The 21,809-nt window shown below is 67.8% G+C and carries 15 protein-coding genes and 1 pseudogene; 14 read left to right on the top strand and 2 right to left on the bottom strand.

The window, feature by feature from the left end; genetic code table 11:
• The coding region (locus tag QSG27_RS18655; RefSeq protein WP_306708741.1) for a recombinase family protein at positions 1-586 on the bottom strand (586 nt) is incomplete at its 3' end.
• Positions 587-897: 311 nt separating this feature from the next.
• Between QSG27_RS18655 and QSG27_RS18650 the strand changes: the two are divergent.
• From QSG27_RS18650 to QSG27_RS18595, 12 genes and pseudogenes are all read left to right on the top strand, one after another.
• Positions 898-1,362 (top strand): annotated as a pseudogene (locus QSG27_RS18650) (transposase); the annotation flags it as partial.
• A gap of 252 nt (positions 1,363-1,614) precedes the next feature.
• Entirely contained in the window at positions 1,615-2,625 is a 1,011-nt protein-coding gene (gene galE, locus QSG27_RS18645; RefSeq protein WP_306708739.1) for a UDP-glucose 4-epimerase GalE, read from the top strand.
• 352 nt (positions 2,626-2,977) lie between these two features.
• Positions 2,978-3,799, top strand: coding sequence for an ABC transporter permease (locus tag QSG27_RS18640; RefSeq protein WP_306708737.1), 822 nt, complete (start codon positions 2,978-2,980; stop codon positions 3,797-3,799).
• A 25-nt stretch (positions 3,800-3,824) separates the two neighbouring features.
• Positions 3,825-5,297, top strand: a complete 1,473-nt coding sequence (locus QSG27_RS18635; protein WP_306708735.1) for an ABC transporter ATP-binding protein — start codon at positions 3,825-3,827, stop codon at positions 5,295-5,297.
• A gap of 153 nt (positions 5,298-5,450) precedes the next feature.
• Complete coding sequence (locus QSG27_RS18630; protein WP_407653245.1) at positions 5,451-7,133, top strand: glycosyltransferase family 2 protein; 1,683 nt, start codon at positions 5,451-5,453, stop codon at positions 7,131-7,133.
• Complete coding sequence (locus QSG27_RS18625; protein ID WP_306708731.1) at positions 7,130-7,996, top strand: dTDP-4-dehydrorhamnose reductase family protein; 867 nt, start codon at positions 7,130-7,132, stop codon at positions 7,994-7,996. The genes QSG27_RS18630 and QSG27_RS18625 overlap by 4 nt, the downstream gene beginning before the upstream one ends.
• Complete coding sequence (locus QSG27_RS18620; RefSeq protein WP_306708730.1) at positions 7,993-9,042, top strand: polysaccharide biosynthesis protein; 1,050 nt, start codon at positions 7,993-7,995, stop codon at positions 9,040-9,042. The genes QSG27_RS18625 and QSG27_RS18620 overlap by 4 nt, the downstream gene beginning before the upstream one ends.
• Before the next feature lie 12 nt (positions 9,043-9,054).
• Positions 9,055-10,185 carry a non-hydrolyzing UDP-N-acetylglucosamine 2-epimerase gene (wecB, locus tag QSG27_RS18615; protein ID WP_306708728.1) on the top strand — a complete coding sequence of 377 codons (1,131 nt, stop codon included), beginning with the start codon at positions 9,055-9,057 and terminating at the stop codon, positions 10,183-10,185.
• Positions 10,186-10,261: 76 nt separating this feature from the next.
• The gene (locus QSG27_RS18610; protein WP_306708726.1) at positions 10,262-11,785 is read left to right on the top strand and encodes a TylF/MycF family methyltransferase; all 1,524 of its coding nucleotides are present in this window, start codon (positions 10,262-10,264) and stop codon (positions 11,783-11,785) included.
• Positions 11,778-13,106 (top strand): tetratricopeptide repeat protein, encoded by a 1,329-nt coding sequence (locus QSG27_RS18605; protein ID WP_306708724.1) that lies wholly within the window; start codon positions 11,778-11,780, stop codon positions 13,104-13,106. The genes QSG27_RS18610 and QSG27_RS18605 overlap by 8 nt, the downstream gene beginning before the upstream one ends.
• A complete protein-coding gene (locus QSG27_RS18600; RefSeq protein ID WP_306708722.1) occupies positions 13,103-14,131 on the top strand; it encodes a hypothetical protein in 1,029 nt (342 codons plus the stop codon). The genes QSG27_RS18605 and QSG27_RS18600 overlap by 4 nt, the downstream gene beginning before the upstream one ends.
• Before the next feature lie 146 nt (positions 14,132-14,277).
• On the top strand, positions 14,278-16,473 hold the full coding sequence (locus tag QSG27_RS18595; RefSeq protein WP_306708721.1) for a glycosyltransferase family 2 protein: 2,196 nt from the start codon (positions 14,278-14,280) through the stop codon (positions 16,471-16,473).
• On the opposite strand, the gene QSG27_RS18590 is transcribed toward QSG27_RS18595, so the two are convergent.
• Entirely contained in the window at positions 16,454-17,575 is a 1,122-nt protein-coding gene (locus QSG27_RS18590; RefSeq protein WP_306708720.1) for a glycosyltransferase family 4 protein, read from the bottom strand. The genes QSG27_RS18595 and QSG27_RS18590 overlap by 20 nt on opposite strands.
• A 416-nt stretch (positions 17,576-17,991) precedes the next feature.
• On the opposite strand from QSG27_RS18590, the gene QSG27_RS18585 reads away from it, so the two are divergent.
• Together QSG27_RS18585 and QSG27_RS18580 are read left to right on the top strand one after the other, a co-directional pair.
• A complete protein-coding gene (locus tag QSG27_RS18585; protein ID WP_306708719.1) occupies positions 17,992-19,020 on the top strand; it encodes a calcium-binding protein in 1,029 nt (342 codons plus the stop codon).
• A gap of 156 nt (positions 19,021-19,176) precedes the next feature.
• A partial coding sequence (locus QSG27_RS18580) for a glycosyltransferase (protein ID WP_306708718.1) occupies positions 19,177-21,809 on the top strand: 2,633 nt, incomplete at its 3' end.

Below are 21,809 nucleotides of genomic sequence, written 5' to 3'. Positions count from 1 at the left end.
CCCATGAAGGGCTGAAGGCGGCCATCAGCCAAGTGCTGAGGGCGGATTCAAGCGGTCGTCGCAACAGCCACTGGCCGGCCGCCTTCTCCTGACGCGGCAGGTAACGGTACCCGTAAGGTGGGTGGGTGCCGACGATCTGGCCGGCGCGGGCCTTCTGAAGTTTGCCGCGCCGGAACCGCTCCCCGAGGAGGGCGCGTTCGTACTCGGCGACGGCGCCCTGGATCTGAAGCAGGAGCTGGTCGCCGGGATCGTCGGTGATCGCGCGGTTGAGGAAGGTGACGGCGCAGCCGACCCGGCGGAATTCCTCGAGGAGCAGAACCTGATAGGCGTAGCGCCGCGCCAGGCGATCCGGGGCCAGGACGGCGACGATGTCGACCTCGCCATCACGCACCGCATCACGCAAGGCATCCAGGCCCGGCCGATCAAGCCGGGCGCCGCTGTAGCCTTCATCACGGAAGACATGGCTGTCGTTCAGGTCGTGGCCGTTGGACTCGGCCCAGGCGCGCAGGGCGACGAGCTGGCTGTCGATGGTCTGCTGGCGCTCCTGGCGTTTGGTGGAGACGCGGGCATAGACGGCGGCATGCATGATGCTTCTCCCTCGGCCGGGCCGGCGGTCGCCGCCGGCCGTGATGTCGCGATAGGAACGAGAAGACGGCGGTAGGTGTCGGCCAGCCGATCCGGCCCGTCGCGGGTCCGGACGAAAACGGAGCGGATGGCCCAGGTCGCTGGCGTCGGGGAGTGTCGATTGCGCGGCATGGGTGGGCACCTCGGTGGTGGAGGTGTCCGCCTAACAGACCGCCACGGCGGTCACCGGCGACGGTGGCGCGGTTTGGCCAAGTGCGGCCAAGCGAACGCCAGCGTGGCCGTGAAGTGGATTCGGTCGATTGCGTTCGGATCGTGCATTTCATGCGCTCACTGCTCTGCCATGTGCCCAAGGGCCAGCAGACGGTGGTCTCGGCCGCCGTGCGCCAAGTCTTCGTGCAGCCCGACCGCAGGGCCGCCGGTGAGGTCTGGCGCCATGTCGCCGATCAGCTCCGCACGCGCCTGCCGAAGGTCGCCGCTTTGCTCGACGCCGCCGAGCATGACGTGCTGGCCTACATGGACTTTCCCGAGGCGCACCGCACCAAACTGCACAGCACAAATCCCATCGAACGCCTCAACAAAGAGGTCAAGCGCCGCACCGATGTCGTCGGCATCTTTCCCAACGAAGATAGCGTCCGAAGGCTGGTCGGCGCTGTGCTGATGGAACAGAACGATGACTGGCAGCTCCAGCACCGTTACCTGACGCTTGAAACCATGGCGGGCGTCGCCACCATCGAAGAGCCCGCCATCACCATCCTACCCCCAGCAAAGGCGGCCTGATCGACGGTGCTCCTGACCACCTCCCATTTTCCACCACCTTGACGGACGTGGCCGAGATGAGGTAATTCGTATAAACAAAGCTGGTTTTATTTCCCTTCACGATTCCCGAATTTACCGGACGCCGGGCCGAGGGAAATTCCTATCGTATTGGCATGTTCTGAATTTTACCGGATCGAAGCATCCGGCGATCCGGAAACGGTTGACGATGCCGGTCCGTGACGTCCGGACGGCATGGAAAGGGAATCGCACCGCATGTCTGACAGGTCGGCATCCTCGCCTTGTGTTCTGGTGACCGGCGGCGCCGGTTACATCGGCAGCCACGTCCTGCACGCACTCACCGACGCCGGCATCCCCGCGGTCACCATCGACAACCTGTCGACCGGCCGGCGGCGGGCCGTGCCAGGGGCCGTGCCCCTGATCGAGGGGGACATCGGGGACGCCAGCCTGCTCGAACGGACGATCCGCGAGCATCGGGTCGATGCGGTCATGCACTTCGCCGGGTCCATCGTGGTGCCGGAGTCGGTTTCCAACCCGCTCGCCTACTACCGGAACAACACGGTCAACAGCCTGACCCTGCTCGACACCTGCGTGCGGCTGGGGGTCGGCAACGTGGTCTTCTCCTCCACCGCCGCCGTCTACGGATCGCCGGAGCGCGTTCCCATCGACGAGGAGACGCCGACGGTTCCGATCAACCCGTACGGCGCGTCGAAGCTGATGACGGAGCGGATGCTGCGCGACGCCGGGGCCGCCCACGGGGTGCGGAGCGTCATCCTGCGCTATTTCAACGTGGCGGGGGCCGATCCGGAAGGCCGCACCGGCCAGGCGACGCCGGTCGCGACCCACCTGATCAAGGTGGCCTGCCAGGCGCTGCTCGGCCGGCGGCCGGCCCTGTCGATCTTCGGCACGGATTACCCGACGCCCGACGGCACCTGCATCCGCGACTACATCCATGTCAGCGACCTCGCCGACGCGCATGTGCTGGCGCTTCTCCATCTGCGGCGGGGAGGCGAGAGCCTGGTGCTGAACTGCGGCTATGGAGGCGGCGCCTCGGTTCACGAGGTGGTGGAGGCCCTGGAAAGGGTCAGCGGCGAGCGGGTGCCCGCCACCCTGGCCCCCCGGCGCCCCGGTGATCCGCCCCAGCTCGTCGCCGTCGCCGACCGGATACGGGAACGGCTGGGCTGGGTTCCGAAACACGACAGGCTGGACGACATCGTGCGCAGCGCGCTCGTCTGGGAGCGGTCGCTGGACCATCCGGCGCCGTGAGGAACGGGCCGCGGTCCATGCCGGAAGGCGGGACGGCGGCCGGCGCCCCCAGGGATCGCCAGGGATTGAGGGCGAGGGGAGCCCGGCCGGAGCGGCCGCGGCTCCCCTCGCCCTTTCCGTGCCGGCCCGCCTCGGCGACGGCACGCCGGTCTTGACCTGAGTGGCGGGCAGACTGTATGGTCCCGGCGAAATTTCAAGATTTTCTGATTGTATTCGTTTTGCCTTGTCTCTCTCAAGCCCCGGCAAAAACGTTGGAGTCTTTTCTGGATAAGCACAATGGCGTGTCGTCTGATTGCATCAAATCTGTGATTTGTGTCCGACAACTGCCTGGGCTGAAGGAAACCGGAGCATTATGGGTCGCAACGCTACCGACATCTGGGCTCTTGCCCGTTCTCTCGTGTCGCACCGGGATCTGATCCTGCGTCTTGCCGTTCGGGAGTTCACACAACGTTTCCGTGGCAGCGCTCTCGGCATCACCTGGGCCGTCCTCACTCCGGTGCTGACGGCCATCATGTTCACGTTCGTCTTCACCGTCGTGTTCAAGGCGCGCTGGGGCAGCCAGACGGGCGTCGATGCGCCGAACTTCACGGTGATCCTGCTGTGCGGCATGGCGGTCCACGCCCTGTTCGCCGAGGTGGTGGCCCGCGCGCCCATGCTGGTCGTCGGAAATCCCAGCTACGTCACCAAAGTGGTGTTTCCCCTGGAGGTTCTTCCGGCGGTCGCCCTGCTGTCCGCGCTGGTGAACGCCGGCATCGCCCTGGGGGTGGCGCTGATCGGCAACCTTCTGCTGAACGGCACCTTTCATCTCACGGCGCTGCTGCTGCCGCTGATCCTCCTGCCCTATCTGGTCTTTCTGGCGGCGGCGATCTTCGTGCTGGCGGCCTTCGGGGTCTATCTGCGCGATCTGTCGCAGCTGACGGCGCTTCTGGTCACCCTGTCGCTGTTCCTGACTCCGATCTTCTTCCCGCTGGAAGCCGTCCCCCTGGCCTTCCAGAAGGTCATCATGCTCAACCCCCTGACCTTCATCGTCGAGCAGACGCGGGCGGTGGTGGTCTTCGGCCAGGGCCTGGATCTTTTGGGGCTGGGGCTGTACACGCTGCTTTCGCTGGCCGCGCTCGCGGGGGCCTTCTGGCTGTTCCAACGGTTGCGTCCGGGTTTTGCCGATGTCCTCTGATCGTTCCGAGACCATGCCCGAGATCATGCCCGACGCTCCGGCCGCCGAAGCTTCCATTTCGGTCCAGGACGTATCCAAGGCCTATTTCGTCTATGCCGATCCCATGGACCGGCTGCGCCAGGCGCTGGTGCCGCGGCTCAAGCGCCTGGCCCGGCCGCTTGCGCGGGCGCTTGGCCGTGGAGCGGAGGACCACCGCTACTACACGGAGTTCTGGGCGCTCCGGAAGCTCGGCTTCGAGGTCGGGTGCGGCGAGACGATCGGCGTCATCGGCCGCAACGGCTCGGGAAAATCGACCCTGCTGCAGATCCTGTGCGGCACGCTGACCCCGACCACCGGCAACGTCACGGTGCGCGGCCGTGTCGCGGCCCTGCTGGAGCTGGGGTCCGGCTTCAATCCGGAATACACCGGGCGGGAGAACGTCTTCCTCAACGCCTCCGTGCTCGGCCTGACGCGGGAGGAGACGGAAGCCCGGCTGGAGGACATCATCGCCTTCGCCGACATCGGCGATTTCATCGACCAGCCGGTCAAGACCTATTCCTCCGGCATGGCGGTTCGGCTGGCCTTCGCCGTCGTTGCCCATGTCGATGCCGACGTCCTGATCGTGGACGAGGCCCTGGCCGTCGGCGACGCGTATTTCCAGCAAAAATGCTTCCGCTGGCTGCGGCAGTTCCGCGAACAGGGGACCGTGCTGTTCTGCAGTCACGACCTGGGCACGGTGATGAGCATCTGCCAGCGGGCCATCTGGCTGGACCGGGGCCATGTGCGCATGGAAGGCCCGGCGAAGGACGTGTGCGAAGCCTACACCGCCTTCATCCAGGCGCAGGCCATGGGCCTGCCGGAGACGGTCGTCCGCATCGCCAAGCCCCGTACGGGCTCCAAGGCCGCCTCCGAAGAGGCCGCGGCGAGCGCCGAAGCGGCCAAGGAGGAAGCGGCTCCCGCGGCTCCGGCGGAGGCGGCGCCGCGCAAGCTGCCGCCGCCGCCGGAGGCGGCCAGGCCGGTGATCTTCGACATGCTCGACGAGAGCAGCAGCTACGGCAGCGGCGACGCGGAGATCGTGAAGGCGTGGATGACCGCGGCGGACGACTCCCCCCTCACCTGGATCACGGGCGAGGAGGATGTGGCGGTTCATGCGCTCATCCGGATCAAGAAGGACATGGACAGCCCCATCGTCGGCTTCCATGTGAAGGACCGGCTGGGCCAGCCTCTGCTCGGCGACAACACCTTCGCCACCGGGACGCCTTTCCCCGCGCCGCTGAAGGCCGGGCAGGACGTGACCGTGAGATTCGCCTTCACCCTGCCCTGGCTCGCCACCGGCCGCTACGCCGTCACGGTGGCCATCGCGTCGGGCACGCTTGACAACCATGTGCAGCATCATTGGTTGCACGACGCCTTCATGTTCGACGTCCATTCCCCGCACCGGAACGGGGTCATGGTGGCGGTGCCCATGGGTTCCGTCACCGTGGAGCGGGTTGCGGAAACGGCGGATCAGGGGGGCTGACCGGGACACCGGGGACCGCGGCGCGCCTCTTGCGGTTGGGAAACCAAAGCGGTAATTAGAGGACACCTTCGGGCATTTCCAAATCGGGAACTCCCTTTCGCAATCGCCTCGACAGCAAGCCGGGCAATGAAAAATCCTAAAGTCACCATTGCCATGCCAGTCTACAATGGCGGGCACTATTTCCGGCTTGCTCTGGAGAGCGCGCTGGCTCAGACCTATGACAACATTGAAATCATTGTTGTCAACGATGGGTCGACGGACGATGGAGCGACCCGGGCGGTCGCCGAAGACTATGCGTCCCGCATCCGTTACATCGAGCAGCCCAACAAGGGCGTGGCCGGGGCGCTGAACACGGCGATCGCCGCCATGACCGGCGACTATTTCGCCTGGCTCAGCCACGACGACATCCATTTGCCGGAGAAGACGGAGCGGCAGGTCGCCTGGCTGCGGCGGATCGGGCGTCCGGACGCCATCCTGTTCTCGGACTACGATCTCATCGATCCGGACGGCAAGCTGATCGTGCCGGCGAGGATGCCGCACGACAAGTTCTTCGCCACGCCGATGCTGCCTCTGCTGAACGGCGCCATCAACGGTTGCACGCTGCTGATCCCGGCGGAGCTGATGCGCCGCTACGGCCCCTTCGACGAGAGCCTGCGCTACACCCAGGATTACGACCTGTGGAACGCGATGCTGGCCCAGCACGAGTTCTTCCACCAGCCGGAAATCCTGGTCCAGTACCGGGTCCATCCGGGGCAGGACTCGCACAAGCCCCAGGCGGTGACGGAAGGCGAGGCGCTGTGGCGGCGCATGCTCGATTCCCGGACGCCGATCGAGCGGGCGCAGCTGTTCGGCAGCGCGCAGCGCTACTTTGAGTCGCTCGGCGCCTTTCTGGAGCAAACTCCCTACAAGGAGGCCTCCAGCTATGCCAAGGACCGGGCGAGCAAGGCGGCGGAGCAGACGCTGGTGTCGGTCGTCATCCCGGTCTGGAACGAGATCGAGGTCGCCTGCCGCGCCGTGCGCAGCGTGCTGGACCAGACCCACCGGAATCTGGAAGTGCTGGTGGTGGACGACGGTTCCACCGAGGACACCACGCCGCTGAAACGTCTCGCCGAGGCGGACGGGCGCGTCCGCCTGATCCGGCAGAGCAACCGGGGGCCGGCGGCGGCCCGGAACCTGGGGATGGACAAGGCGCGGGGCGAATACATCGCCTTTCTCGATTCCGATGACCTGTTCCTGCCTCTGAAGGTCCAGCGCCAGCTCGAACTCATGCAGCGGTCGGGCCGCCTGTTCTCCCATACCTCCTACTACGTGAACTTCCCGGAATATTCGTCGGAACTGGGCCTGTTGCGCAGCGGCGCGTTCACCGGTGCGATCTACCCGTCGATCATCGGCGGATGCCCGATCGCCACGCCCACCGTGATGCTGCACCGGATGCTGCCGGCCCAGGGATTCGCCTTCCCCGAAGCGCTGTCGATCGGCGAGGACGTGCTGACCTGGATCGACATCAGCTCGCGTCATGAGTGCCTGGGGATCGACGAGCCCCTGACCGTCGTCGAGTGGGCGCGGAGTTCCGCCGCGTTGAGCGTGGAAAAGGGGATGCACGGATTGAGCCGCCTGCTGACCACCGTGCAGGGGCATCCTGCCCATTCGCAGCACACGGCCCAGGTCGCGCGCCTGCGTGCGGCCCTGGCGGAAATCGCGAAGGCCCACAGGCAGAATCCCGGAAGTGACAGCTATCTTCTGGATCAACTGATCCCCGCCGCTTTCGGCAGTGGCGCCCGGAAATGGACGTCGGCTTCTCATCATACCCTTGCCAAGGAAGCTGTCTGCGCATGAAAATACTGGTCCTGGGCGTGTCGGGCATGCTCGGCAACGCAGCTTTCCGTGTGCTCCGCGACGAATTCGGTTTCGACGTTCACGGCACCGCGCGCAGTGACGCGGTCCGCCGGTACTTCCCGGCCGATGCGCAAGACCGGATCCACACGGGCATCGACGTCACCGACGGCGACGCGCTGATCGGCGCCCTGGCCCGCGTGCGTCCGGACGTCGTGGTGAACTGCATCGGGGTGGTGAAGCAACTCGCCGCGGCCAACGACCCGCTGGTGACGGTGCCGATCAACACGCTTCTGCCGCACCGGCTGGCCCGCGCCGCCGAACTGGCCGGGGCCCGTCTGGTGCATGTCAGCACCGACTGCGTGTTCAACGGCAAGGGCGGCGGCCTCTACACCGAGGCGTCCCCCCCCGACGCGGAAGACCTCTATGGACGGTCCAAGCTGCTGGGCGAAGTGGATTATCCCAACGCGGTGACGTTGCGCACCTCGATCATCGGGCGCGAGCTGAACTCGTCGCACGCTCTGGTCGACTGGCTGCTGTCGCAGACGGGCCGGGTCCGCGGCTTCACCCGCGCGGTCTTCTCCGGCCTGACCACGGACGAGCTGACGCGGGTCATCGCGAGCCATGTCCTGCCGCGCCCGGAACTGCGCGGCGTCTGGCACGTCAGCGCCGCACCGATCGCCAAGCACGATCTGCTGGACATCATCCGCTCCGTCTACGGACTGTCCATCGAGATCGATCCCGATCCCTCCGTGGTGATCGACCGCTCCCTGGACTCGTCCCGCTTCCGCGCGGCGACGGGCTACACCCCGCCGGATTGGCCGGCGATGATTGCGCGCATGCGCCAGTGCGAGGCTTCGCGATGAGCGACACGACCGTTTTCTCCGGCAAGACCATCCTGGTGACAGGCGGCACCGGTTCCTTCGGCCACGCCGTGGTCCGGCGTTTCCTGAAGTCCGACATCGGACAGATCCGCATCTTCAGCCGCGACGAGAAGAAGCAGGAGGACATGCGGATCGGGCTCGCCGACGAGCGGCTGCGCTTCTACATCGGCGACGTGCGCGAGTTCGGCAGCATCAACGAAGCGATGCGCGGCGTCGATTTCGTGTTCCACGCGGCGGCGCTGAAGCAGGTCCCGTCCTGCGAATTCTACCCGATGGAAGCGGTGCGCACGAACGTGCAGGGCACCGAGAACGTGGTCAACGCGGCGATCGGCAACGGCGTCAAGCGGATGATCGCCCTCAGCACCGACAAGGCGGTGTACCCGATCAACGCCATGGGCCTGTCCAAGGCGATGATGGAAAAGCTGGTCATCGCCAAGTCGCGGATGCTGGAGCCGAACTCCCCCACCGTGCTCTGCGCCACCCGCTACGGCAACGTCATGGCGTCGCGCGGATCGGTCATCCCGCTGTTCATCAAGCAGATGAAGGCCGGCCAGGACCTGACCATCACGGACCCGAACATGACGCGGTTCCTGATGTCGCTCGAACAGTCGGTGGATCTCGTCCTGTTCGCCTTCACCAACGGCCGCCAGGGCGACATTTTCGTGCAGAAGGCGCCGGCCAGCACGGTGGGCGATCTGGCGGAGGCGCTGCGCATCGTCTTCGACAAGAAGAACCCGATCCGCGTCATCGGCACCCGCCATGGCGAGAAGCTGTACGAGTCCCTGGTCTCGCGCGAGGAAATGGCGCGGGCCGAGGACATGGGCGGCTTCTACCGCGTTCCGGCCGACGCGCGCGACCTCAACTATTCGAAGTTCTTCACCGACGGCGAGACGACCATTTCGGTCACCGAGGATTACACCTCGCACAACACCGAGCGGCTGAGCGTCGGACAGGTGGTCGATGTGCTGCGCAACCTGGACTATGTCCAGGCCGAACTGCGCGGCGAACCCTCCGCCACTCCTTATTGAGGCGAGCCCGTCTTGCGCAAGATCCTGACCATCGTCGGCACCCGGCCCGAACTCATCAAGATGAGCCTCGTCATCGGCGCTCTCGACCGCCTGACGAACCATGTGCTCGTCCACACCGGGCAGAACCACGACTATGAACTGAACCAGGTCTTCTTCGACGACCTGGGCATCCGCAAGCCCGACCATTTCCTGGACGCGGCGGGCTCCGGCCCGGTGGACACCATCGCCCGCATCCTCGTGGCCGCGGACCGGGTGATGGAGCAGGAAAAGCCGGATGCCGTCCTGATCTACGGCGACACCAATTCCGGTCTGGCCGTCATCGCCGCCAAGCGGCGCAAGATCCCGGTCTTCCACATGGAGGCCGGAAACCGCTGCTTCGACCAGCGGGTGCCGGAGGAGCTGAACCGCAAGGTCATCGACCACCTGTCCGACGTGAACATGGTCCTGACCGAGCACGCGCGCCGCTACCTGCTGGACGAAGGGTTGCCGGGCGACCGGATCTTCAAGGTCGGCTCCCATATGGCGGAGGTGCTGGACCGCTTCCGGGACCGCATCGACGCGTCCGACATCCTGAACCGGCTGGACCTGCAGGCCGACCGCTTCTTCGTGGTCAGCGCCCACCGCGAGGAGAACGTGGATTCTCCCGAGCGGCTGCGCCGGCTGCTCGATTCCCTGGACGCCCTCGCCGCGGCCTACGGCTGGCCGGTCATCGTCTCCACGCATCCGCGGACCCGGAAGCGCTTGGGCGACGAGCTGGGCAAGGATCTGTCGCCGCTGATCCGCTTCCTGCCACCCTTCGGGTTCCACGACTATCTGAAGCTGCAGTTGAACGCCCACTGCGTGCTGTCGGACAGCGGAACCATCACGGAGGAGGCGGCGTTGCTCGATCTGCCGGCGGTCACCATGCGCGACGCCCACGAGCGGCCGGAAGGCGTGGACGCCGGCACGCTGATCACCGCCAGCCTGCATCCGGAGCGTCTGCTCGACGCGGTGCGCGCGGTGCGCGACGGCTTCGCCGGGCGGCGCTGGGCGGGCCGGGTCCCCGACTACGAAGCCGATGCGGTTTCGACCAAGGTGGTCCGCATCGTCTTGTCTTACATCGATCAGGTGAACCGCACCGTCTGGTCGAAGCCGGGGCTCTGACCCGGTTCCACCGTCTGCCGATTGTCACGGCCGGGGCAAAGCGCTATTCAGTCCCGACCGAAGGAGAAGGACAACAATGACTATCCGGTCGCTCGCCCGACGTCTTGCGCTGTCGGCTCCGCCAATGCGGCGGTTCTATGATTTCGCCCTCACGGCAAGCGCCCGGGCCGACGAGGCGGAGCGGCTTAACCGGCAGCTGGATGAACTCAACCAGCAGCTTATGGCCGAATTGGCCGAGGCCACCCGGGAACGGGAGGCTCTCGACCTGCAGGTCTACACCTTGCGCAGCGACATTCAGCGCGTGACGGAGCGCAACGACCAGCTCAACGGACGCCTGCAGGAGATGTCGTCCGAGAAGGACGAGGCTGCCCGCGAGCAGGCCGCATTGAACGACGAGGCTGCCCGCGAGCGGGCCGCATTGAACGAGCAGATCAATGCGTTGAACGAGCAGATCTACATTCTGCGCAGCGACATTCAGCGGGCAACCGGGCGCAACGACCAATTGCTCACCCGTGTCCAGGAACTGACCGTCCTGCTGGACACCGCCCGCGAGGCGGCCGCCCAGCAGGCAAAGGCTATCGAGCAGGCACAGGCTGCCCAGCAGGCTCAGGCCGCCCAGCACGCACAGGCTATCGAGCAGGCGCAGGCCGCCCAGCGGGCTCAGGCCGCCCAGCACGCGCAGGCTATCGAGCAGGCACAGGCCGCCCAGCGGGCTCAGGCCGCCCAGCAGATCACGCCGCATGATCTGAAGCTTCTTCACGCCCGGCTGGCCGCCCAGATCGCGGTGCTGACGCAGGACGTGAAAGGACAGATCAAGACGCTTCTGCCCGACGCGGGCCCCCGTGGCGATGGCGGCCTGTATCTGGATCTGCTTGAAAAGGTGCTGACCGGCGAAGCCGTCAACGATCCGTCCAGCGATCCCTGGAACGAGGGGTACGATCCCCAGGTCCGCCTGATCGGCTGGGATTGGCCCAAGACGGCGCTGACCATGATCGGCGTCGCGCGCATGCGCAACCTCCGTATGCTGACCGAACAGGTGATCGAAGACGGCGTTCCGGGCGATTTCCTGGAAGCCGGCGTGTGGCGTGGCGGCGCCTGCATCTTCATGCGTGGTGTTCTGGCGGCCTATGGCGTCACCGACCGCCGTGTGTGGGTGGCGGATTCCTTCGCCGGATTGCCGCCCGCCGAGCCGGAGAAATATCCGGCGGACAGCGGGGATCAGCATTCCTCCTTCACGGAATTGGCCGTCTCGGTCGAAGAGGTTTCGGCCAGCTTCGCCCGCTTCGGCCTGCTCGACGACCAGGTGCGCTTCCTGAAGGGCTGGTTCGCCGATACGCTGCCGACGGCGCCGGTCGAGCGGCTGGCGATCCTGCGGCTGGACGGGGACATGTACTCCTCGACCATCCAGACTCTGGATGCCATGTACGCGAAGGTGCAGCCCGGCGGCTACGTGATCGTCGACGATTACATCCTGGAAGGCTGCCGCAAGGCGGTGACGGATTTCCGCCGCGATCACGGGATCGAAGACACCATCCATGACATCGACGGCGCCGGCGTCTACTGGCGCAAGGGAAGCGGTGTGTCCATTCCGAATGGCTGAACGTGACCTGAAGAATCCGGAGCTGTGCAGGGCTTTGCTGCGGGCGTCCTATCGGACGCTCGGCAACCGGAAGCCGGATCTCGCCCTCGCCATGGCATCCCGTGCGGTGGCGGCCATGCCGGGGGTGGAGACGCTGCTTCATCTTGCCGATCTTCAATCCCTTGCGGACCGGGGGGACGAGGCCAAAGCCACCCTCCGCCGGCTTGAGGAAGACTATCGCGCCGACCTTTTCGACGCCCTGCCGCAATTCGCCATCGTGCAAGCGAGGCTGGGCGACATGCCGGGCGGCATCCGGAACTTCCAGACATTCCTGTCGCGCCGCGCCGCCGTCCCCGCGGTTCTCCATTACATTCTGGGCAGCATGCTGGCGGTCGAGGGCCGCTTCGCCGAGGCCAACGAGATTTTCGACCGGGGCCTGCTGATCTCCTGCGGCGACGGCAAGCTGACCTGCACGCGGATCATCCATTTCCCGGATGCCATTCCCACCCAGGTCCGGCCCTTCCCGATTCCGCGGGCCGTGGAACTGCCGCTGGCGGATTTCGCCGCGGGGGCGGAGGCGGTTTATTTCGTCTGCTGCGACGCCCGTTATTTCGGCCTGTTCGGCGAACCGCTCTGCAACGCGCTGCTGGCGCGGGCCGAGGCGGATCTGGCCATCCACATCCATATCGTCAATCCGACGCCGGACTCCGAACGGACGGCCGACCGGTTGTGCCGGCGCATCGGAACGCGGCTGGCCATCTCGCGCGAGCGCACCGCTCTGGACGATCTGACCCAGCGCGAGCGGCGGACCTATTATTCCTGCGCGCGCTTCCTGATCCTGCCGGAGCTTCTGCGCCGCTACGGCCGGCCCATGCTGGTTGCCGACGCCGACCAGATCGTGCTGCGCAGCCTCAGGCCGCTGCTCGCCGACTTCGCCGGGCATGACATCGGCCTTCTGAAGTTTCCCAAGCAGATAAGCAACATCTTCTCCCTGCTGTCCGCCACGGCCTTGCTGGTGGCCGATACGGAAGGAGGCCGCTCCTTCTGCGACACGGTGGCCGACACGCTGGCCGAGCGCTTCGCCGATCCGGCCGCGGTGAGCTGGCACCTCGATCAGACGGCCATGGTGGTTGCGCACCTGTTGCACCCCCATCTGCGGACCTGGCACCTCTCCCCCTCCCTGCTCCATTCCGAACTCCTGGAGGGGGGCGTTCCGTCCCGGCCGCCGGAGGAAACGGTGTTCTGGTCGATCACGGCGTCCCATCCTCAGAACATGGCGAAGCTGACATCGCCGGATTTCCTGGCCTACCTGTCCGGCGAGTCCGAGCAGGCCGACGCATGAGTTCCACGCCCGAACCGGCCCTTGCCGCTCCGTGGGACCCGGACGATTTGAAGGCCGCGTTCGACGCGCAAGCGCGCGAGATCGCCGTTCTGCGCCGCTCGCTCGTCATCGCCGAAGGTCGTCTGGCCGAGGCGCGGGAGACGGTTTCCGCAAAGGAGGCCGACCTCGCCGCGTTCCTTGAGTGGATCGTCGCGAAGGAGGAGGGAGGGGCATCGGGCAAACCCCTCGCCCTGTTAACGTCTTCGGAGTTCGAGGCGCTGCTGCGCGACCGCAGCCGTCTTGCCGCCCTCGGCGGTTCCCGCTGGTGGCGGTTGGGCCGAAGGCTCGGTGTCGTCGCGCGCGATCCCCAGGAAGCGGAACGCCCCGCCGGACCGTCGCCCGATGATCTGCGCCGGCGGATCACCGGGCGGGTCGGGGACATCGCGGCAGCGCGGGGGGAACTGGCGAGTCCGCCGTCCGGCTCCCTCGACCGGGTGCCGAAGCAGGATGTGCCGGACTCCCTGCGCCGGTTCCATGCCGAATGCCGAAACCACGGGGTGGACGTGGTGGTGGACCTGGGCGGCGACGGAGACGATGCGCGCTTCGTCCCGGCCCTGCGGGGGGACGGCTACGGCGGCGAGGCCATGTCGTTTCCGCCGAATCGGACGGCACCGGATGCGCTTGCCGCCGCCGCGGGCGATCCCCTGTGGCGCGTGGCGGACGGCTCCCAGCCGCCCGGCGAACTCCTGCGCAGCCTGTACCCCGACCCGTCGGCCGCCTTCGGCGTCCGGATCGGCGCGGCGGACGGCGGCGCCGATCCGGTCCCGGTCGCCGATCCGGTCCCGGTCGACGTGCTGGAGCGGACCGAAGTCATCCTTGCGGCCCTTCCCTTCGGACCCGGCGCGGCGTTGCCGTCCGGCGGCACCGCCGGCTTCCTGCGCGCCCGGGGTTTCCTGTGCATCGGCCTGTTCCCGGCGGCGTCGGATCCCGAGACACGCGAACTTCTGCGGGTGGACGGCCTGTTCGTGCGCGGCACGCCCGCCTGATACGGCTGGATGATGATCGCTTCTATCATGTTCCAGCCGTCAAGCCCGGGGGATCAATGCGTCGGCATTGATTGAGAGGGCCCTGCCGACGGGAAGAATGCCGCCGGGGCGGCCACGGCACCGGCGCCATGAGGGAATGGACGAGCATGCGTATCGCGATCCAGAACTGCTGGCCCAACATGGCGTCCGGTCCCGAGGCGGATTTCCTCCGGCGTCTTCTCGCCGCCGCCGGGCGGCTGGGCTGGGAGGCCGCGGAGGTCGTCACGTCCGGCGATATCCTGGCCTTCGATCCCGATTGCGTGCTGGTGACCCATGAATTCCAGCCGAAGCTGACGCACCACCCGGCAATCGGCGTCTGCCGGACGCCACGCCGGCTGGTCGGGCGCGATGCCCTGCGCCTCGGCAACATCCTCAGCTACGACGGCGTGATTCCCGGGTCGGAGCCGGTCGGCCGTTTCCTGCGGGATCTCGTTTTCGCCGCCGGCAAGGACATGCCGGTCGCCGAGTTCTCATTGTGGCCGGGCGGTCTTGCGGACGACCCCGTGGCCGAGGACGCCGTCTCCGCCTTGTCCTTGCCCGGGCTTCCGGGCGCCCCCTCCCGCTTTGCCCCTCTGCTCGCGGCGTTGGCGCGGCGGATGCCGCCGCCCGCCGATGGAACGGAAGGCTGGGAGTCCGCGCTGTCCCTGCGCCTGCGCGAGGCCGGCGTCGCTCTCTGTCTTCACGAGCCGTCCTGCCGGGCGGACGGCTTGCCATCCACGGCCTTTCTGGATGCCGTGGCTTCGGGCAAACCGACCATCGTCGACGATGCCGATTTCATCCGCCACGCCTTCCGCGACACGGTGCTGTACGTGGACCCGGCGGCCGATCCAGCCGACATGGCCGAGCGGATCGCCGGCCACGTCGCGTGGGCGCAACGCCATCCGGCGGCGGCGGCGGCGCGGGCGCGCCGCGCCAGAGCCATCTTCGCCGCGCGCTTTTCCCTGGACCGGCAGATGGAGCGGCTGCCGGCCTTCCTGGAGGAGGTGCGCGAACGTGGAGGGTTCACCCGGCAGCCAAGGCTTTCCCGGACGGCTCCGCCCGAAGCCGGGGCGGCGGAGAACCGAGGGCCGCTGGTCGAGTACATCGTCCGCGCCGGTTCCCGCCCCGCCGCCATGGTCGAGCGGTGCATGAGGTCCCTGGCGGCGCAGACCGCGGGCCCGGTTGGCGTTATCCTGGTGCAGTATCACCCCGTGGACGGGTTGGACGAAGCCATGGAACGGTGGCGGCCCCGCTTCGCCTCGTTCCGGCATGTCCGGGTGCCCAACACCGGCTTGCGCAGCACCTCGATGTGGGCGGGGCTGCGGGCGGTGAGCGCGCCTTTCTTCGGCATCCACGACGACGACGACGTCATTCACCCCAACCATGCCGCCTCCATCCTGGACCATTTTGCCCGCAGCCCGGATGCGGAACTGGTCTACAGCGGTGCCCTGCGGGTCGAGGAGGATGCCGGCCGCTATTTTCCGCGGGTGAACTTCGCCGGGCCCCTGGGGCGGGAGATCCCCGAGAACCGGCGCGTGGAGTTCCTCGACCGGTTCTCGGCCGCAAGACTGTCCAGCTTCGACAACTACATCCTGTCCCATTCCTGGCTCGCCCGCCGCAGCCTGCTGAAAGGCGCCGTGCTGGATGACCCGGAGATGGAGGTTGGGGAAGACCTGTATTTCTACCAGCTGCTCGCCGGGTCGGCGCGGTTCGAGACGACGCTCCGCCCGACGGCGGAGTGGCACTGGCGCTCCGCCGCCCGTGCCAACTCGATGCTGAACGTGTCGCAGGACAATTGGGCCCGTGACATCGAACGCATCCGCCAACGGGTCCGTTTTCAGGAAAAGCTTCCGGTATCCCCGACCGAAACGCCGGTGGGACGGGCGTCCTTCACTCTGGGCGAGCCGATCGACTTCCGCCGGCCCGAGACGCAGCGCTTCGTTCTTTGCGGCTTCTCACAGCCGGGCGCCGATGGGATCTGGTCGGAAGGCTCCATGGCCTGCCTGGAGTTCGTCGTCCCCTCCGGAAGCGGCAACGGGCTGTGCATGGAACTGACCTTCATCCCCGTCGTCACCGCGCAGAACGGCTTTGTGACGATCGACGTCCATGCCGACAACCATGTCCTGGCATCTTGGCGGCACGAGTCGTGGCAGGAGGTTTCCGCCACCGTTCGGATTCCCACGGAGAGGCTGGGCGGAGAACGGCTTCTTCTCGGCTTCACCATCACCAACACGTTCAACCCGTCCTGGCAGGGCGACTCGCTGGACGACCGTGATCTCGGGCTTCTTCTGAAGGCGATCGTCTTCAGGGCCGCTCCGCCGTGAGGCCGGAAGCGGCGGTCGTCCCCCCGTCCCCGTTCCCGGAACAGCCGGCGGCGGCGCGCAGCAGTTCGATCAGGCGCGGCGCGGTGCCCGCCAGGGAATAGTGCCGTTCCACCTTGGCACGGCCCGCCGCCCCCAGCCGCCGGCGCAGATCGGGGGAGGCGGCCAGGCGGCGCAGCGCGTCGGTCCATTCCTGAGGGGTTTCGGCCAGGAAGCCGTTGACGCCGTGCTCCACGATATCGCGGTTGACGCCGACCGGGGACGCGACCACCGGCTTGCCGCAGGCCATGTACTGGATGAGCTTGTAGCCGCACTTGCCGCGCTCCCACGGCGTGTCGGCAAGCGGCATGATGCCGATGTCGAAGGCGGCGATGTGGCGGGTTTCCGTGTCCTCCCGCCAGGCATGGCGGCCGGCGGGAAGCCCGCCCAGCGCACCGGGGGTGGCGCCCACCAGGCAAAGCCGGACCTCGTTTCCCGTCACCATCCGCCGCAGCGGCTCCTCGACCAGGCTCAGGTAATGGTCGGTGATCGGAGAGCCGATCCAGCCCACCGCCGGGAGATGTCCGGCCTGCCCCGGCCCGGCGGGGTAGCGGGCAAGATCCACCACGGTGGGAAGAATCACCACCGAGCGGGCGCCGGCCGTTTCGGCCCTCTTGGCCAGATAGTCGTTCCCCACGGTCACCAGGGCCGCGTGCCGCATCACCCGATCGAGCTTGCTTCCCAGCATCCGGCGCACCAGGGGCCAGCGGCTGCGGTCGTAATGATGGAACCAGGCGTCGTCGAAATCGACGACGTAGGGCGGAGCCGATGGGAGAATCCAGCGCTCCGCCCCGTAGGGGAACCAGGGAAGCAGCTCCTTCTCGATCCACAGCAGGTCGAACGTCTCCGCCGCGGCCATCTGGCGGATGCGCGCCGCATAGGCCATGGCGATGCTGCGCAGCGGGCGCGGCTGCCCGGTGTAGAGGGCCTCCAGATAGGAGTCGGGCAGCAAGGGGGCAACGGCAACCGAAATCCCCGCCTCGGCGAGAGCCGGCAGGAACTGGTAATGCCGGAGACGGCTGCTGGGGCCCCGAGGGCTGTAGCGGGAAAGCAGCAGGATACGCATGGCCGCGGGCGATGTTTCTTCGGACAATGGCACGGCGGCTGCGGTGCTGCAAACAGGGAACGGTGGATGGTTCCGCAGGGCAGAGCACCGTTCCCGGAACGCTCGAAACGTAGCGCGAAACCGGTCTGTCGCCATTTTCACCAAATAGCGCAAACAAATCCACCCGCCTGTGCCGGACGTGCCACGTTTGGGAAAATTCCGCAGCTTTCCGCAAAGGGCGGCGCAACCCGAGGGTCCATTACCGGAATGAAACATTATCGGTAGAGCGCATCAGTCGCCCGGGTTGCTTTCCCATAGGTGGTCAATCCATGGGGTGTTTCCATTCCGCACTTGCAAAAAGGGATTACCAATGATATCGAGCCCAAGGCATGCCATAAGGCGCAAAGTTTTAGTCACTTTGGCGGGGGTTCAACAATATGACGACGTCGAGCACCATCAGCGGTGGTATCACCAGTGAAGTTAAGACCGCGTCCACCCTGGCGGGTGCGGTTCTCCAGAACACCAGCCTCGTTGCGACGACCAAGGACACGAAGGCGCTCGTGATCGGCGACGACGCTCTGCCGCCGACGAAGACGCTGAGCCTGATCAGCGACAGCAACACGGCGCTGGTGCTGAACACCAACACCGCCGCCACCCTGCTGGGCGGCTCGGGCAACAACAACGTCCTCGTCGCGAACGACGCCGCCGGCACCGTGCTGCAGGCCGGCACCGGCACCGGCCAGACCCTGGTCGGCGGCTCGGGCGGCCAGCTCCTGGGCACCAGCACCGTTGCGGGCGCCTCGGCCACCATCCTCGGCGGCACGGGCGCCGATACCGTTGTGGCCGCGGCCGGCAACAACGTGCTGACCGCCGGTGCGGGCAACAACACCATCCTCGCGGTGGGCGGCAACAACCAGATCTTCGCGGCCGGTAACGACACCGTCTTCGCGGCCGGCGGCAACGCCACGATCGGTGCCGGCACGGGCAACGCCTACCTGGCGGTGACCGGCGGCAACAACCTGATCGCCGGCGGTCAGGGCAACACCACCATCGCTTCGGCGGCGGGCAACAACACGATCTTCGGCGGCTCGGGCAACACCACCATCGCCGGCGGTGCGGGCAACGACCTGCTGATCGGTGCGACCTCGAAGTCGGGCAACGCCGTCATCGGCGGCTTCGCCGGCAACGACACCATCATCGGCGGCGTCGGCAACGACACGCTGTTCGGCGGCAACGGCAACGACATCTTCGTGTTCAGCACCGTCTTCGGCGGCGGCAAGCACGTCATCGGCGACTTCAAGGCCGGCACCGACCTCATCGCGGTTCAGGGCTACGGCCTCACCGCGGCCCAGGTCGCGTCGCGCGTCACGGTCGCCGGCGGCAGCTCGGTCCTGTCCCTGTCGGACGGCACGCAGATCACGGTCGCTGGCGTCACCAACCTGACTTCCAGCAACTTCGCCGTCTAATAAGTACCCCTGCATCACTTCATGGACCTGCCGAGCAATCGGCAGGTCCATTTTTATGCGCTTCATGCCTTGTTCTCTTTTCCGGCATGAAAGGCCCGGTTCTTCGCGGGCGACCGCATTCCTGGCCGATCCGACTGATGGGAGGGGCCTTCTTTCATGAATCCGTCCGGCGGGTCGAAATCCCACACGCGGCGCCTGGAACTGCAGCGCCTGGAAGACCTGCTCGCCGATGGAGCCATCGCCGAGGGCGAAACCGTTGCGCGCTCCCTTCTGCGCGACTGCCGCAGCCATGCCCAAGGCGCCGCCGGGCTTGCCCGCTGTGCCCTGGCGCGGGGGGATTTGGACGGCGCGCTGCGCTGGGCCGAGCGCAGCGCGCGATTCGCCCCGAACGACATCGCTCTCAAAGCTTTCCTCGCCGCCCTGCTGATCGCGGCGAATCGATCAGCCGCCGTCCCCCCGCTGCTGGACGGGGTGGCCGAGCGGGCCGCCGTCCCCACCGCGGCGATTGCCCTGGGGCAGGCCCTGGCCCGGCTGGGGGCGATGGACCGCCTCCTTCCCCTGATCGTGCGCCAGCTTCACCGCTTTCCGGTGAGCGTCGCTCCCCTGCTGGGCGATCTCGCCGACCACGCCGTCCTGACCGGGGGCGCCCCCGGCTGGGCCACGGCCGACGTCGGTCTGCGAATCGCCGGAGCGCTGCCCGCGGACCCGGCGGACGTTCCGGATGCGGACGGCGCCGTCCGAATCGAGTCTTCCCGGCTGGGCCGGCTGCTCGCCATGGACCGCGCCACGTTCCTGCGGCGGTACGGCCAGCGGGACAGCGGCAGCGGCCTGATCCGCTTCACCCTGTCCGTCGGTCCGGAACTGGAGGGGGAGCCGCTCTCCGTCATCCTGGACGGCAAACCCCTGCTCGGCTCGCCCCTGTGCCCCCGGCGCCACGCAACGGTCGAAGGCAGCGTCCTGCTCGACGGTGGCGGCGGCGATAGCGAATCGGCCCGGTCCGATTGGGCCCTGTCAGGCTGGGCCTGGTGTCCCGGCGATCCTCCGCAGTCCGTGACGGTTCGCGTGGAGGACGAAACCGGGCACGCCGTGACCGTGGCCGCGGACCGCCCGATGGAAGGCGCCCAGGCCGAGGGGGTGGAAAGCGGCCGCTACGGCTTCCTCATCGACCCGGTGACCGCCGGCCTGTCCCCCGGCCTTCTCCACGTCACCGCCGGGCCGGGCGCCCAGCCGCTGGCCGGCAGCCCCCTGCCCTGGCCCGGCCCCGGCGGAACCGGCCCCGGCGGAACCGGACGGCTTTCCACGCCGGCCGGCCCGCGCCCCCCCCGTCCGGCCCGCTTGCGCTCTCCGGCGCCCGTCGTGGACGTCGTGGTTCCGGTCTACCGCGGGCGGGAGGAGACGATGGCCTGCCTGCGCTCGGTCCTCGCGGCGGAGGACAGGACCCCGCGCGAGATCGTCGTCATCGACGACGCCAGCCCGGACGCGGACCTCGTCGGCGACCTGACGGCGCTCGCCGCCGAAGGGCGGATCACGCTGCTCCGCAACCCGCGGAACCTCGGCTTCCCGGCCACGGTCAACCGCGGGCTGGCCCTGCATCCCGACCGCGACGCCGTGCTGCTCAACGCCGACACGCTGGTCGCCGGCCCCTGGCTGGAGCGGCTGCGCACCGCGGCCTGGTCGGCGCCGGACGTCGGCACCGTCACCCCGCTGTCCAACGACGCCACGATCCTCAGCTATCCCTCGGGCGCGGACCGTCCGCCCCCGCCGTCCCTGCCGGAGACGGCGGCGCTCGACCGGCTGGCGCGGTCGGTGAACGCGGGGTTGCGGGTGGATCTGCCGACGGCGGTCGGCTTCTGCGCCTACATCCGGCGCGATTGCCTGGAGGAGACCGGCCTCTTCGAGGAGCGGCTGTTCGGGCGCGGCTATGGCGAGGAAAACGACTTCTGCCTGCGCGCGCGCCGGCTGGGCTGGCGCCATCTCGGGGCCGCCGACGTCTTCGTGGCGCATGTCGGCGGGCGCTCCTTCGGGCGGCAGAAGGCGATCCTCGCCGCCCGCAACGGCCGCCTGCTGGAGCGGCTGCACCCCGGATACGACGCGCTGGTCCAGGATTTCATCGCCGACGACCCGCTGATGGCCGCGCGCCGCCGCCTCGACCTCGCCCGCTGGGCGGAGGAGGATGGGGCCGGGCGGGCGCCCGCCGTCCTGCTGGTCACGCTCGCCGGACGCGGCGGGGTCGCCCGCTTCATCGAGGAGCGGGCCGCGGCGCTGCGCGCGGAAGGCCGGCGCGTCCTGCGGCTCGTCCCGGAAACCGCCGTGAACGAGGAGGATGAGGATGATGAGGAGGAGGATGGCGCCCCGCTTCCCTCCGCCCGGCCTCCCGCCACCCCGCCCGAGCGCCGCTGCCGGATTGAGGTCATGGACCGCCCGGATCTGCGCGATCTGGTGTTCCGCACGCGCGCGGAGTTCGGCGAACTGGCCGACGCCCTGCGGCTGGCCGGAACGGCGGCGGTGGAGATCCACCACCTGCTGGGCCACGACGCCGCGGTGCTCGATCTGGCCGGGCGGCTCGGCGTGCCTTACGACCTCACCATCCACGATTACGGCCTGATCTGCCCGCGCCTCAGTTTGGTGGACAAGGCCGGGCGCTATTGCGGGGAGCCGGATCTGGCCGCCTGCGAACGCTGCACCGCCGATCCGGACGACCGCGCCGACCCGGAGCTGACGGTCGGCGCCCTGCGCCGGCGCACGCGCGCCCTGGCCGCCGGGGCGGGGGGGGTGACGGCGCCGACCCG

The organism is Azospirillum isscasi, assembly GCF_030849505.1.
In the GTDB taxonomy this organism is placed as follows: domain Bacteria; phylum Pseudomonadota; class Alphaproteobacteria; order Azospirillales; family Azospirillaceae; genus Azospirillum; species Azospirillum isscasi.
Note: the sequence above shows the minus strand (reverse complement) of the source record. Positions and strands in the feature narration are given on the sequence as shown.